This window comes from Reyranella sp., from assembly GCF_965279465.1.
Classification (GTDB): Bacteria; Pseudomonadota; Alphaproteobacteria; order Reyranellales; family Reyranellaceae; genus Reyranella.
This window is the reverse complement of sequence record NZ_OZ257242.1, coordinates 7,889,071-7,902,413: the sequence shown is the minus strand read 5'-3', so window position 1 is coordinate 7,902,413 and position 13,343 is coordinate 7,889,071. Positions and strand designations below refer to the sequence as shown.

The following is a 13,343-nucleotide window of genomic DNA, read 5'->3' as shown; positions in this document are numbered from 1 at the left end:
CCCCTCGTCGAATTCGCGGCCTACGAGGGGGCGTTGGGCGGGTCCGGCAGGAGCGATCGAAAACGATCGCCCGCCGGGCCCGCTCACCCATCGCCGCACCGTCGAATGATGTTCAGCGTGGCGGCAGCAGCTTCTTGGCCTGCATCTCGGCGAAGGCCTTCGTGAACATCGCCTCGGTATCCATCACCTCGGTGAAGCCGGCCTGCATCAGCTTGATGGTCGAGACCAGCGCCGGCGGGCCGGGCTCTGTGCGGCCGTAGCCCATCTGGTAGTCGGCGTACTCGAACGACAGCCCGACGAAATCCTTGAGCGTGCCCGAGGCCAGCCCGTGCTCCCCGCGGATCGCGGCCCATTCCGACTCGCGCGGCCGGATCTCCTTGTCGAGCGCCAGCGGCACCGCCACGCCGGGCGCCATGCCCAGTGCGTCGGCGATCGCGGGCCACACGTTGGGCCACACGAACACGTCGCCGTTGGTGACATTGAAGATCTCGTTGGCCGCCTTCTCCGACTCGCCCGACCAGGCAATCGCGCGCGCCAGCAGGTCGGTATCGACCGCCTGCGCCACCCTGCCGGCGCCGCCCGGGTAGTCGAGCGCGGCCTTGCCGGCGCGCTTCATGAAGGCGGCATAGACGCCGAGCGCCGGGATCACGTTCATCGCGCTGCCGACCGAGTCGCCCACGATCAGCACCGGCCGCAGGATCGACCAATGCCAAGCCTTGCCGGGCTGGCGTGCGCGGATGAAGCCTTCCTGGTTCCAGTAGAAGTTGGGCTGCTCGTGCATCTCCGAGCGGTTCTCGCGCGCCGGGACCTGAATCCGCCGGACGTGCGCGCCGTAAGCCTTGGTGCCCTGCAGCAGCGCGACGTGGCGCAGGCCGGTCGCCGCACGCTCCAGCGGCTCGAACAGGTTCTTCAGCATCGCCTCGTTGAGCGCGATCTGCTCGTCCTCGCGCCAGCCGGCGACCAGCCCCGGCCGTTCGTAGAGCGCGGCATAGACGAGGTGCGTCACGCCCGCGAGCTGCGGTGCCAGCGCCGCGCAGGCCGCGGCATCGGCCAGATCGAGCGGATACCAGCGCGCGCCGAATGTGTTGTCGGGCCGCCGCCGCGACAGCGCGATCACCTCGCAGCCCGGCTGGGCGGCGAAGTGCTTGAGGCAGGCATAGCCGACCAGGCCGGTGGCGCCGGCGACGAGAACGGTTTTGGGCATTCCGGGGGAACCTCTTTTCGGGCTAGAGGATAGCGCTTCGTCCGCGTCCTGCACTCCCTGGAGTCGGCTCATGCGCCTGTCGATTTCGCTGTCGCTCGTTCTTCTCGGAGCCGCCCTGCCGGCCTCGGCGGGCCCACTCGAGGATGGCATCGCCGCCTACAATGCGAAGAACTTCGACAAGGCCGTGGAGCTGCTGCAACCGCTCGCGGAAAAGGACGGCAATGCGCGGGCGCAGGAAAAGATCGGCCGCCTGTATCATCGCGGCAAGGGCTTGCCGAAGGACGCCGGCAAGGCGGCCGAATGGTATCTGAAAGCCGCGGAGCAGGGCGATGCGGCCGCAGCGGCGCGCCTCGGCTCGATGTACTGGATGGGCGAGGGCGTGCCGCGCGATCCGGTCCAGGCCGCCAAGTGGTACGAACTCGGCGCGTCCAAGGGCAATCCGCTTGCGCAGGCCGGGATCGGCTACATGTCGATGGAGGGCAGCGGCACGCCGGTCGATTTCAAGGCCGCCGCCGGCTGGTTCGACAAGTCGGCCGGGCAGGGCGACGCCTCGGCGATGCTGGCGCTCGGCACGCTGTTCGAGCTCGGCAGGGGCGTGCCGAAGGACGTGGTGCAGGCCTACAAGTGGTACGCGCTCGCCAGTGTCGACGACGGCGAGTACGAGCAGGACGTGTTCGACCGCGCCGCGCGCTCGCGCGACGAGCTCGCGAAGAAGATCACCCGCGCCGAGGTCGAGGAAGGCGAGCGCGAAGCCCGCAAGTGGAAGCCCGTGAAGCGCGAAGGGACGTGATGCGCTGGGAGCGCGGGTCTCCAGACCCGCTCGGAATCATGAGCGGGTCTGGAGACCCGCGCTCCCAGCAGATGATCACTCCACCTTCGCGCCCGAGGCCTTGATCACCGGCGCGAGCTTCTTCTCGTCGGCGGCGCGGTAGGCGGCGGTATCCTTCGGGCTCATCCAGAACGCCGTCGCGCCCTGCTGGGCGAACGCCGCCTTAACCTTGGGGCTCTCGAGCGCCTGCTTGGCCAGCGCGGCGCACTTCTCGACCATCGCCGGCGGCAGGCCGGCGGGGCCGCACAGGCCGCCCCACGAGGTGATCTCGAACCCGGCCAGGGTCTCGGCCATGGTCGGGATGTCCGGCGCCGCGGGATGCCGCGAGTTCGACGTCACCGCGATGCCGCGCACCTTGCCGCCGCGCATCAGCCCGAGCGGCCCGGGGATGTTGTCCCACATCATGTCGACCTGGTTGGCGAGCAGGTCCTGGTAGGCCGGCGCGCTGCCCTTGTAGGGCACGTGCAGCAGGTTGACGCCGGTCATCTGCTTGAACATCTCGCCGCTGATGTGCGGCGTGGTGCCGGCGCCCGAGGAGGCGAAGGACAGCTTGCCGGGCTGCGCCTTGGCCAACGCGATCAGCTCCGCCAGGGTCTTCACCGGCAGGTCGAGCCGCACCATCAGCATGTTGGGCACCGACCACAGCATCGCGATCGGCGTGAAGTCCTTGTCGACGTCGAAGGCCAGCCTGGCGTAGAGCGTCGGCGCGATCGACTGCGAGGCGATGGTGTAGAGCCCGATCGTGTAGCCGTCGGGCGCCGCCTTGGCGATCGCGTCGGTACCGATGTTGCCGCCGGAGCCCGACTTGTTCTCGACGATGAACTGCTGGCCGGTGAGCTCGCTCATCTCGGCGCAGACGATGCGCGACAGCGTGTCGGTCGGCCCGCCCGCCGGAAAGACGTTGATGTAGCGCACGGCCTTGTCTGGCCAACCGTCGGCCGCGCGGGCGACGCCGGACGCGAGGAACGGAGCGGCCAACAGGCCGAACGCACGACGACGCGGAAATGCTACTCGAACCATTTGAACGTTTTCCTCCTGTGCTTTTTCACTGGTTGTGAAGCTTAGCGGGACGCGCGGCGAATGCCAAAGCCCGCTATGCTCCTTGCAGGAGGAAGCAAAATGGAATTCGGCATGTTCCACGAGTTTCAGCGTCTGCCCGGCGCGAGCGAGCCGTCGGCCTTCGCCGACTCGCTGGCCCAGGTCGACGAGGCGGAGCGCCTGGGGCTCGATGCGATGTGGCTCGCCGAGCTGCATTTCAACCCCGAGCGCTCGGTGCTCGCCTCGCCGCTGATCCTGGCGACCGCGATTGCGGCCCGCACCACGCGCATGAAGATCGGCACCGCCGTCCAGGTCCTGCCGCTCTGCCATCCGCTGCGGCTCGCCGAGGAGCTCGCCACCGTCGACCAGCTCAGCAACGGCCGGTTGATCTTCGGTGCCGGCCGCTCGGGCTTCGCCCATACCTACCGGACCTACGGCGTCGATTACGGCGAGAGCCGCGAGCGCTTCAGCGAGACCTTGCACATCGTGAAGCGCGCCTTCACCGAAGAGCGCTTCAGCCACGCCGGCAAGTACTTCACCTACGAGAACGTCCGCCTCGCGCCGCGCCCCATCCAGCAGCCGTGGCCCGAGATCCGCGTCGCCGCGGCGAGCCCCGACACCTACGAGGAGATGGGCACGATGGGCCATCCGATCTTCGTGGCCGCGCGCATCGGCAACCTCTCCGACCTGGCGCCGAACGTGAAGACCTTCCGCGAGGCGTGGGCGAAGGCCGGCCATCCCGGCCGTGGCGCGGTCTATCTTCGCGTCCCGGTCTATGTCGCCGCCACCGACGAGGCCGCGCAGGAGGAGCCGCGCGAGAGCATCCTCCACCTGCTGCGCACCATCGGCGCCAACCTCGCCGCCTCGGCCAATCTCGCGAGCGCCCGCGCGATCGAGAACCGCGCCGAGCGCGGCGCCAAGATGATGTCGATCGACTACGAGGAGGTTCTGCGCGAGCGCATGATCGTCGGCACGCCGGCCACCGTCATCGCCCGGCTGAAGCAGCTCGAGGAAGAGCTCGGCCTCGACGGCATCCTCGCCGAGCTCAACCCCGGCAGCCGCATCCCCCACGCCCAGGTCATGACCGCGCTGCGCCTCCTCTGCGAAGAGGTCATCCCGGCGTTCAAGTGACGGCCTCATGGCTGGGAGCGCGCCTCTCCAGAGGCGCTCATCTCATGATCATGAGCGCCTCTGGAGAGGCGCGCTCCCAGCGATGACAGGTCAAAACACCTTCGTCACCGAGAAGAACGCCCGCGCCGCGCACAGGCGCGTGTAGCCGCAGCCTTCGTAGGCGATGTCGGTGTCGGTATAGGCCAGCGTGACATCGAGCCCCCAGACCGAGGTCACCAGCCCGACCTGCCAGTAGAGGTAATCGTGCGCCGGCAGGCCGACGGCCTCCGGCTTCTCGCCCCAGAAGTCGCCGAGCGAGCCGTAGAGCCTCATCCTGGCGTCGAACGGCAGCTTGACGAAGGAGAGCGGCGCGGAGACCAGCGCCCGTTTGTTCCAGCTCCGGCCGACGCCGCCCTGCGCGTTCGAGCTGTAGCGCAGCCGCCCGCTCACGGTGGCCGGGCCGAAATCGTAGTCGGCCTTGAGCTCGACCTCGCCGTAGCTCCAACCGAAGTGCGCCGGGATGTCGGGGAACAGGTAGCGGATGTACCCGAGCGACAGGCTGAGCCTGTCCGCCAGCAGCCGCATCTTCAGCCCGGCCGAGAGATCGATTTCCGTGCCGCCGCCGATGTTGGGGAAGCTCACGTTGCTGCCGAAGACGGAGCCGTAGAGCCAGAGCGGCGGCTGGTCCCTGGGCAGCAGATTGGGCGAGCGATAATCCATCCCGGCCTGGAAGGCGGGCCCGAGCTGGGTGTTGGAGATGCCGTTCGCGGCGTAATCCGAGGCGAACGTGAAATTGGCGTTGAAGCGGCCCCCGAACGGCGCCGGCCAGTAATTGGGGGGCGGCTCGTCGTCGGCGCGGGCGATGGAGGCACCGCAGAGCATCCACAGCATCGCGCAGAAGGCCAGTCGGAAGACTTTCTGCACGCTGCAACGATAAGCCCGGCCCGCCCGCAGAGCCAGCCTCCGTAGCGTAAGTGAAGAAGCCGGTGTTATTGCGCATAGAGGTTTATGCGCAACTCACCGTTCTATGCGTAACCCTGCGAAGCGTGTCATCCCGAGCGCAGCGAGGGATCTATGGTCGACACCGGCGTAGATCCCTCGCTGCGCTCGGGATGACACAGTCGTAGAGCCCAGAGCCTTCTCCGGGAGCTCACTCCGGACAGCGTTGGCGCTCGCGGTAACTCGCATCAATGGGGCGTGCCGCACCATCTCCGCGAAGAAGCCAGCCCGAAGCCTAGCCCTTCTGCCCCCGGCCGGCCCCGGAGCGCTTGTCCTTCTTCACATCCTTAGGACCGCCCTTAACCGCGTTCTCCGCGATGTGCTTGGTCGATTCGTTCTCGGCGGCCTGCTTGGGGCCGTCCTTGGGCTTCGGGTCGGGCTTGATCTTGATCATGGGAGAACGGGCCTGGAGGATCGGGGTTACGGGGACGACCATCGGCGGTCGCGCGGCCTTGCGCAAGCGCTGGCGCGGCCCTTCATGCCTTCTGATCGTCGGGGTCCGAATCGGCAAGCGAATAGCTCGTGCTCCGGCCGCCCGCCCCGTCCCTGGCGAGGATGCCTCGGTTGACGAGGTCCGTGATGTCGCGGAGCGCCGTGTCGGGCGAGCACTTCTCGATCTTCGCCCACTTGGACGACGTAAGCTTCCCGGTGAACCCGTCGAGCAGGCGATTGACCATATCGCGTTGCCGATCGTTCATCGACGACGTGCCGTGACGTTTCCAGAACTCGGCCTTCGCCAGCACGGCCCCCAGGAGTCGCTCGGCGCCCGTCAACGCCCGATCGAGGCATTCGAAGAACCATCGAAGCCAGGCGGTGATGTCCAGATCGCCCTTCTGCGTGCTTTCGAGGAGGTCGTAATACTGCCTGCGCTCGAGCTGGATCTGCGCCGACATGCTGTAGAAGCGCCGAGGCGTCTGGTCCGCGCGCGCCAACGCCATGTCGGCGATGGCCCGGGCGATACGGCCGTTGCCGTCGTCGAACGGATGAACGGTCACGAACCACAGATGGGCAATGGCGGCCTTTAGCACCGGATCGAGAGCGATCGGGCCGTTGAACCATTCCAGGAAGGCACGCATCTCTCCGTCCAGAAGCGGTGCGGCGGGGGCTTCGTAGTGGACACGCGCCCGTCCATAGGGATTCGACACGACCTGCATCGGTCCCCTTTCGTCGGTGCGCCATCCGCCGACGGTGATCCGCAACATGCCGCTGCGGCCCGTCGGAAAAAGAGAGGCGTGCCAGCCGAACAAGCGCTCGGCGGTCAGCGGCTCCAGGTATCTTTGGGTCGCATCGAGCATCATCTCGACGACGCCGTCTACGTATGGATCGACAGGCAGTGCCGCCCCGATATCCATGCCCAGCCGCCGTCCGACCGAGGACCGGACCTGCGCTTCGTCCAGGATCTCGCCTTCTATTTCGCTGGACTTCACGACGTCCTGGGTCAGCGTGCGGAGGACGGCTTCTTCCTGAAGGCGGAATCCGAGGCCCGTCATCGTGCCCAGGAGCCGGCCCTGCCGATGGCGCACAGCCGCCAAGAGTGCCGACAGGGCGCCCGCATCCGATTGGAACTTGGGCCAACTTGGCAGCTGGTGGATGTAAGTTGCCATAAACACCGCATCACATGCGGACATTATGCTGGAACTTCTCCGCAACGCACACGTTTCACCGCAGACAATGCGGTGAAACCACCCTGTGCTTTGTGTCGGACCTGATAGTGGGTTGTGTGTAGATAAGAGCCTCAACTGACTCTGCGCAAACGGCGGCGCGGTCCTTCGTACCCTTTGTTACGATTTCCGCCATGCCTCGAACTCGGGCGGCCTGATCTGGTAACGTGGGAAGCTGCCCTTGTACTGGCTTGCCAGTCCGATCTCGATGCTTAGGGGTTTTGTTGCGCATAGAATTTATGCGCAAGCACCATACCTATGCGCAACTATACCTCGCGCTTAGGCGAACCGGCCTGACTTGGAGATCAGGACCCTATTTTCCTCCGCCGCTTGCGGGGGAGGTGGCGCGGTAATCCGCGACGGACGGGCGTGACGCACCGCTCAGCCCAAGAGCTCACCCGAAACCCCGACCTCTCTTGGCCCCCGCACATCGCCTCGGAATGCCCTAGACTGCCGCCATGCTCGAGAGGTGCTGGAGCTGAAGCACAGCGAGATCCCCCGACTCTGGTCTAGGCGATCGCGACCGCGCGCGAGCCGAGCCACCGGCCGCCGCGGGACGAGGCAGAGCAGGAGCTCAGGGAGGCCCTGGAGAAGGGCGGCAGCAGGGAAGCCGGACGGTGGCGCACTCCTGTTCGTCTTGAGGGCGCGCACTACCTATCGTCTCCGACGCTGATGGCCACACCTAGTCAAAAAGCCCTCTACGCGCAGCAACGATAGACACTGCTTCCCTACAGAGCCTGCCTCCCCCGCTCCGGCTCCAGAGCATATGAAAGAACGGCCGATCAAGCTGCACTTCGAGCTACACCGAACGATACGGCGAGCTTGGTTGCCGGTTCTTGACATGCCAGACTGACGTACGTTGAAACGCGTTCTTATACTGAGGGTGAATGATCTGATGATCCCGGTGGCGTTGAACTTTTCAAGATACCGCGCTTTCCGCGAAGAGAGCCGCGTTGAGCTTGCGCCACTAACTCTGATCATTGGGAAAAACGGCGGAGGCAAGAGTGTGCTTACGAGGCTGCCGCTTCTACTCGCCAGCGGTCTCTCGTCAGTAGCCGAAGCGCCTCTAAACCTGACCGCTGGTGGTATTACTCACGCAACTCGCTATGAGGACTTAATATTCTTGAGGTCGGGCTTGCCTTTTTCTCTAGGAGCTGAGATTTCGGACGGCTCGACTACTTTAAGATTCAAGACGACTCTTCAGCACATCGTAGAGCAACATGCACTTGGCATAGTTGCATTCGAGCTTCAGAAAAATGGCGAGAATGTCGTTGCCATGAATTTGAGCACGCTCGAAGACCTCGGCAAGCCCACCGCAAATTTCCAAGTGCGGTTCGCAAGCGGTTCGGCAACTGAGAATCAAGTGGGAATTATTGGGATATTTCCTGCCGAGATATTCGGACAGCAAGAACGAACCGCGGAGCTCTTAGACGCCCGGTCGTACTTTGAAAAAGCTTTTAATAGACCGTCTTATTTAGGTCCCTTCCGAGCCGAACAGGGATCGCTTTCTAGGATGCCACACCAAGGGGTTAAAGATCTGGGGCCCCGAGGCGAACGATCTCTCGATCTCGTAGGAGACGACGCTCTCCGGGGAAACGGTGATCTTGTTCGTGCAGTTGCAAGTTGGTTTGAGACCAACCTAGGTGGCAATCGCGTAGATTTAGTCCACGAAGGTTTCCCGCGAATAATGGTCTACGACGCTTTGCGAAAAATCAGCGTTGACCTAGTTGATACGGGTGTGGGCTTCGCTCAGGTTCTTCCCATCGTGGTGCAAGCATTGGCGCGCCAATCGGGAAAACTTCAAAGTCCATTTATAATAGTAGAGCAACCAGAATTGCATTTACATCCTGCGGCTCACGGCGGTGTTGCTGATCTTATCATCGCTACAGTAAAAAAATGCGGAAGCGGCCTTCGCTATTTCTGCGAAACGCATTCCGAACAAATAATTAGCCGAATTCGTCGTCGCGTAGCGGAAGGTATTCTGCCGCCGGAATCGGTGAAGATTGTTTCCGTAGGTCACCAAGCATCTGCCAACGATCCCATAGAGAGCTTGAGAACTATTCACATCGACAAACTAGGCAACCTGGATTCTTGGCCTATTGGAGTATTTGAAGAGGCTTTCGATGACTTGGTTCATCAGAGAGAAGCGATAAGGCGAAAGCAGAGTGCAGAACAGGCGGCGCCGGGTGCTTATACAAGTTGAGATAAACGTTCTCGGAAACTCCACGTGGCATCCGTTGCTTGATACAATTGTCCAGTTGCTTGAGCAGGACGGCTGCAGGCACTCGTTCGACATCGCGCAGTTCGAAAAGTTGCGCACGAGTAAATGGTTGGTGGATGCTACGGGCATAAGGGCTAATACGGTCCATTTTATTCGATCTCTCTCTGTAAGAGCATTTCGAGGCCGCCCTAGCGACGCTGTATCAGTCAAAATTGATGCTAATGCCACTAGACAGGGAAAAGTCGAGGGAAAGACGATTCGCATTGACCCGTTTGGTGCCTTGGTGCTTCTGATCCAACCGCTGTCAGTCATAGTTGAGGACGAGACTACAGATGGTGGATTCTTATTGTGGATGGCGAGAGCGCTGGGTCACGACACGATCAGGGAGAGTTATAACAGCGGTAGTTTAGTTTTCCGGCATGCAGGCGGCAAGGGACAGATGATAAAATCAGCGCGCGCGCTAACTCATGGAGTTTGGCCTCGCGGAAAGAAAGCAATTAGGAGCCTGACGTTGCGCGCGGTGGCGGTGTTGGACAGCGACGCTCGTTTTCCTGGTGACACAGTAAATATGAGAATTCAGAGCCGGCTTCGCCCCTTCGTCGCGTTTGTGCACGTATTGCAAGGCAGGACGATAGAGAATTACGCCCCGAAATACTATGTGACTCAAAAACTAGGAGGCCAGCTGAACTCTTGCGAGGCGTATTTCCGTATGGGCGAAGTTCAGCGGAATCACTACCCGCTAAAGAGCGGATTTGTTCGCGGCAATATCGTTCAACCTCACGCGGGCTTTTTGGTAGATCCAGACTGGCAACGGGAGGAACGTGCATTGTATCAGACTGTTCCTCCTGCCGATTGGGCACTCATTGCTCGTGGTTTTGGAGATGCTCTCGCCGCGATCTACGTAGAATCGAAGTATCGTTGTGCTCCTAATGAGAGGCGTATCCTGACGGTTGCTCAAGCAAATGAACTGGACGACCTTCTGTCTAAGATCGTCGAGCATCTCTAGCGGAACAGGCAGACCAAAACATGAAGACACAAGCTCTCGCCGCTAGCGCCCGGCCCGACATCATTTCCCTCGATGTTCTACTCAATGATGTTGATGAAGGCCGTGTTAAAATCCCTCGTTTTCAGAGGCCTTACGTGTGGACGCCCCAGATGATGCGCGAACTCTTTGAAAGCGTGCTCAGCGGCTATCCGATCGGTTCTCTACTCCTATGGACACCACAAGAAGAACTTAATGTGAGGACAATGGATCGGATTGGGCCAATCCAATCTTTCAAGAGTTCCTCGAAGTCACAGATTTCCTTGGTGCTCGATGGCCATCAGCGTCTAGCGACACTTTACGGCGTTCTGCGCCTGCCCGAAGATCACCCCCGCGATGAGAATGCTAGTGCTGATACCTTGTCTTGGTGGTTGGGATATGATTTGAAGGCGGAAGAACCGCGACAGCTGAGGAGGGCGGAAGATTTTAGAGATCCTTCAATTTTGCCGTTACGCTCGGTTCTAAAGACGGCTGAATTTGTTCGGTTTGCCCGAGCTATAGATTCAAGCCCGTCTCTTAGCCGAGCAATGAAGTCCCGATACTTAGATCGCGCCGACGAAGTGCAACGCGCATTGAGAGACTATAGGATTGCACTTACTATAATGCGAGGCGGCAGTGTCGACGATGCGGTTGCTATATTTTCGCGGATCAATCGCAGCGGTAGGCGAATGACAAGCGATCAAATGGCTGTTGCGCTCACGTACCATGACGGCTTTAATTTGGAGGAAGCGCTTGATGAAATTCTCGGCGCGTTGACTCCGTTTGGATTTGGGGATGTGAGCCGAACGATTCTGTTGCAAAGTCTGCTACATAATGCGGGACAAAATTTCACAAAACCCAAGTTTGATGACTTGCGAAAGAAGGAAACACAGGAAAGATTGCAGGAGGCTAAAGAGCCCACACTTTCGGCACTTTCAAGTGCGTCGAGTTTCTTGAACCAGAAGATTGGCTTCAAGACCGGTCGGCTTCTACCATATGCACTGCAGTTATTTTTGCTTGGGGTTTTCTTTCATAAGAACCCGGTCTCTGTTGAAGCGCTTCGAAGAAGAACTGTGGACGCATTGAGTCGATGGTTTTGGGCTACATCGTTCTCCGGTTGGTTTGCTTCAGCAAATTCTGCCGAAATCGAGCGCGCAGTGGAGGTGATGGAGCGATTTGCTGGAGCGCCGACTTCTGCCGTAAACATCGCTGCATTTGATGCATTCTTCAGCGACAGGCCGCTTCGTCCATTTCCGAAGACATTTGATCGCAGATCCGCCCGCATCCGCGCACTACTTTTGGTGCAGATCGTTAGAGAACAGTTGTTAGATCCGGTCACCAATTTACCAGTCGATGGGTCAGCCCTGCTCGCTGATCCTGACCGGAGAGATATTCCTCATGTATTTGCTTCGGATGGTACTCGGCCGGCGCGCCGGCCTGGTAATCGTATCCTATTGGACAAGAAATATGGAAGTGTGGTGAGAAGTATTCTGGCGGAGAATATCGAACATCACGACGCACTTCGGACTCATGGAATTGGGCGAGCCGCAAGGATCGCTCTAGGGGAGAGGGACATGGAAGGATTTGTTAATGCTCGCGAAGAACGAATGCAAAGGCAGGAGGAAGAGTTCTTGGCGAAGTTTGGATTGCATATCGGAGAGCAGATCGAACCATCAGATGCGGAGGTCGATGTTGATGAAGACTAACGGGGCAACCCATGGGGTATGACGTCGTCGGGATTAGAATGTGTGTGAAAGATTTGATCAGCAGACTCCGAGTATCTAATAGGCGTTCCTAGCTCGCCCGCTCTGTACTCGTCCCGCATGAGGCGCCGAAGCGGTCTAAAAGTGGTCGCTAATACGCATTGAGAAGACGCGGGCTCGGCCAATGGTGGGTCGTGTTGTGGCCACGTGCGCAAACTTATCGCCATCGGCTAGATGGTGCCCGCGTTGGCGGCACCCCAAGCAACATTGCATGCGCGGTAGATCTACATGGGAGCCGTTTGTCACTTAACTGACACGCCAGAATCATAGTTCGGCAACGAGTTCCCTCCAAAGATAATGGCCATCAACCCGAAAGCTCATACGTCTGATCGAGTGCCCGTCCAGCCTTGTTCACGTGACTGCGGTCGGCAGATGCATCAGCGCCCTGCCCATTCGGATGGCCGTGCCCTGGGTGATGTCCTCGCACAGACGGAAACCCGGCGGCGCGAACAGGATGATCGTCGAGCCATGCTCGAACCAGCCGAGCTCGTCGCCCTTGGCGATCCTCGCGTCGCAGTCGATCTCGGCGGCGCCGCGATAGTTCATGTTCATCGTCATATCGAGGAAATGCAGGCGGATGCTGGCGACCAGGATCGCCGCCACCGGCACCAGGGTCACGAGGTGACCGCTGCCGGCGAGCCGCGTGCGGATCACCGCGCGCTCGTTCTTGCAGAACAGCCGCTCGACCCTCGCGAGCGCGATCGGATTGACGTTCCAGGTGTCGCCCGAGATGTAGGTCACCCGCTCGACCGTGCCGTCATGCGGTGCGTGGAAGCGGTGGTACATGCTCGAGGTGAGCCGCAGCGTGACGTAGGTGCCGTCGCGATAGGTCTCGACCAGCGCCGGGTCGGCCAGCAGATCGTGCAGCGTGTAGGTGAAGCCCTTGGCCTGCAGCAGCTCGGTGCCGCGGATCGTCCCGCAGGCGCCGACGATCGCGTCGCACGGGCTGGTGAGCACCTGCGGATCGGGATCGACCGTCCGCGCGCCGGGCTTCAGCTCGCGCGTGAAGCAGGCATGCAGGCTAACGAACGATTGCCGCCGCGCATCGCTGAGGTCGAGATCGGCGAACAGCCGCCACACCGCGATCGCCGCCCGCGCCACGGCCGGGTTCTCGATCTTGCTGAACCAGCCCATCCATTTCGTCGCGAGGCGCCGGGGGATCCGGTTGGTCAGCAGGAAGTTGATGTCCTCCTGGTGGAGGATCTTCAGCAGCTCCGAACGCAGGCTCATGACACGGCCGTTCCGACTGGAGGGAAGCGGAGGGGCGCCAGCCTTGGCTTTGACCTCACCCTGAGGAGCGCAGCGAAGCGGAGCGTCTCGAAGGGTGGCAACGGGCACGGTGCGGGTTGCCACCCTTCGAGACGCTCGCTGCGCTCGCTCCTCAGGGTGAGGTTTACGTCTGCACTGCCGGCAATGTCGGCGCGGGTGAGCGGAGGGGGCATAGGCGCCAGCCTTGGCTTTGACCTCACCCTGAGGAGCGCAGCGAAGCGGACCGTC

Annotated in this window: 11 protein-coding genes; 5 read left to right on the top strand and 6 right to left on the bottom strand. The window is 61.5% G+C overall.

Annotated elements, in window-relative coordinates; translation table 11 throughout:
• Positions 1-112 precede the first annotated feature (112 nt).
• Entirely contained in the window at positions 113-1,204 is a 1,092-nt protein-coding gene (locus ACQY8M_RS38480; RefSeq protein ID WP_428667885.1) for an NAD-dependent epimerase/dehydratase family protein, read from the bottom strand.
• A 70-nt stretch (positions 1,205-1,274) separates the two neighbouring features.
• Between ACQY8M_RS38480 and ACQY8M_RS38475 the strand changes: the two genes are divergently transcribed.
• Positions 1,275-1,994 carry a tetratricopeptide repeat protein gene (locus ACQY8M_RS38475; protein ID WP_428667883.1) on the top strand — a complete coding sequence of 240 codons (720 nt, stop codon included), beginning with the start codon at positions 1,275-1,277 and terminating at the stop codon, positions 1,992-1,994.
• 75 nt (positions 1,995-2,069) lie between these two features.
• Here the strand turns inward: ACQY8M_RS38475 and ACQY8M_RS38470 are convergent, their stop codons facing one another.
• Complete coding sequence (locus tag ACQY8M_RS38470; RefSeq protein WP_428667881.1) at positions 2,070-3,053, bottom strand: Bug family tripartite tricarboxylate transporter substrate binding protein; 984 nt, start codon at positions 3,051-3,053, stop codon at positions 2,070-2,072.
• Between the two features lie 99 nt (positions 3,054-3,152).
• On the opposite strand from ACQY8M_RS38470, the gene ACQY8M_RS38465 reads away from it, so the two are divergent.
• A complete protein-coding gene (locus ACQY8M_RS38465; RefSeq protein WP_428667879.1) occupies positions 3,153-4,202 on the top strand; it encodes an LLM class flavin-dependent oxidoreductase in 1,050 nt (349 codons plus the stop codon).
• A gap of 90 nt (positions 4,203-4,292) precedes the next feature.
• Here ACQY8M_RS38465 and ACQY8M_RS38460 read toward each other — a convergent pair whose 3' ends face one another.
• From ACQY8M_RS38460 to ACQY8M_RS38450, 3 genes are all read right to left on the bottom strand, one after another.
• Complete coding sequence (locus ACQY8M_RS38460; protein ID WP_428667877.1) at positions 4,293-5,105, bottom strand: TorF family putative porin; 813 nt, start codon at positions 5,103-5,105, stop codon at positions 4,293-4,295.
• Between the two features lie 310 nt (positions 5,106-5,415).
• Positions 5,416-5,574, bottom strand: a complete 159-nt coding sequence (locus tag ACQY8M_RS38455) for a hypothetical protein (protein WP_428667875.1) — start codon at positions 5,572-5,574, stop codon at positions 5,416-5,418.
• An 82-nt stretch (positions 5,575-5,656) separates the two neighbouring features.
• The gene (locus tag ACQY8M_RS38450) at positions 5,657-6,784 is read right to left on the bottom strand and encodes a Fic family protein (protein WP_428667873.1); all 1,128 of its coding nucleotides are present in this window, start codon (positions 6,782-6,784) and stop codon (positions 5,657-5,659) included.
• Positions 6,785-7,736: 952 nt separating this feature from the next.
• On the opposite strand from ACQY8M_RS38450, the gene ACQY8M_RS38445 reads away from it, so the two are divergent.
• The 3 genes from ACQY8M_RS38445 to ACQY8M_RS38435 are packed head-to-tail and all read left to right on the top strand — an operon-like array spanning position 7,737 to position 11,789.
• Positions 7,737-9,044: a hypothetical protein gene (locus tag ACQY8M_RS38445; protein WP_428667871.1), complete on the top strand. Its 1,308-nt coding sequence runs from the start codon at positions 7,737-7,739 to the stop codon at positions 9,042-9,044.
• A complete protein-coding gene (locus tag ACQY8M_RS38440) occupies positions 9,028-10,068 on the top strand; it encodes a hypothetical protein (protein WP_428667869.1) in 1,041 nt (346 codons plus the stop codon). Before ACQY8M_RS38445 ends, ACQY8M_RS38440 begins: the two co-directional genes overlap by 17 nt.
• Positions 10,069-10,088: 20 nt before the next feature.
• Positions 10,089-11,789 (top strand): GmrSD restriction endonuclease domain-containing protein, encoded by a 1,701-nt coding sequence (locus ACQY8M_RS38435; protein WP_428667867.1) that lies wholly within the window; start codon positions 10,089-10,091, stop codon positions 11,787-11,789.
• 408 nt (positions 11,790-12,197) lie between these two features.
• On the opposite strand, the gene asd is transcribed toward ACQY8M_RS38435, so the two are convergent.
• Positions 12,198-13,076 carry an archaetidylserine decarboxylase gene (gene asd, locus ACQY8M_RS38430; protein ID WP_428667865.1) on the bottom strand — a complete coding sequence of 293 codons (879 nt, stop codon included), beginning with the start codon at positions 13,074-13,076 and terminating at the stop codon, positions 12,198-12,200.
• Between the last annotated feature and the right edge of the window lie 267 nt (positions 13,077-13,343).

Bases quoted from the DNA above. Each gene is read 5' to 3' on its own strand.
- asd (WP_428667865.1), bottom strand. From the start codon at position 13,076: ATGAGCCTGCGTTCGGAGCTGCTGAAGATCCTCCACCAGGAGGACATC.
- ACQY8M_RS38470 (WP_428667881.1), bottom strand. From the start codon at position 3,053: ATGGTTCGAGTAGCATTTCCGCGTCGTCGTGCGTTCGGCCTGTTGGCC.
- ACQY8M_RS38475 (WP_428667883.1), top strand. From the start codon at position 1,275: ATGCGCCTGTCGATTTCGCTGTCGCTCGTTCTTCTCGGAGCCGCCCTG.
- ACQY8M_RS38435 (WP_428667867.1), top strand. From the start codon at position 10,089: ATGAAGACACAAGCTCTCGCCGCTAGCGCCCGGCCCGACATCATTTCC.
- ACQY8M_RS38445 (WP_428667871.1), top strand. From the start codon at position 7,737: ATGATCCCGGTGGCGTTGAACTTTTCAAGATACCGCGCTTTCCGCGAA.
- ACQY8M_RS38450 (WP_428667873.1), bottom strand. From the start codon at position 6,784: ATGGCAACTTACATCCACCAGCTGCCAAGTTGGCCCAAGTTCCAATCG.
- ACQY8M_RS38455 (WP_428667875.1), bottom strand. From the start codon at position 5,574: ATGATCAAGATCAAGCCCGACCCGAAGCCCAAGGACGGCCCCAAGCAG.
- ACQY8M_RS38480 (WP_428667885.1), bottom strand. From the start codon at position 1,204: ATGCCCAAAACCGTTCTCGTCGCCGGCGCCACCGGCCTGGTCGGCTAT.
- ACQY8M_RS38465 (WP_428667879.1), top strand. From the start codon at position 3,153: ATGGAATTCGGCATGTTCCACGAGTTTCAGCGTCTGCCCGGCGCGAGC.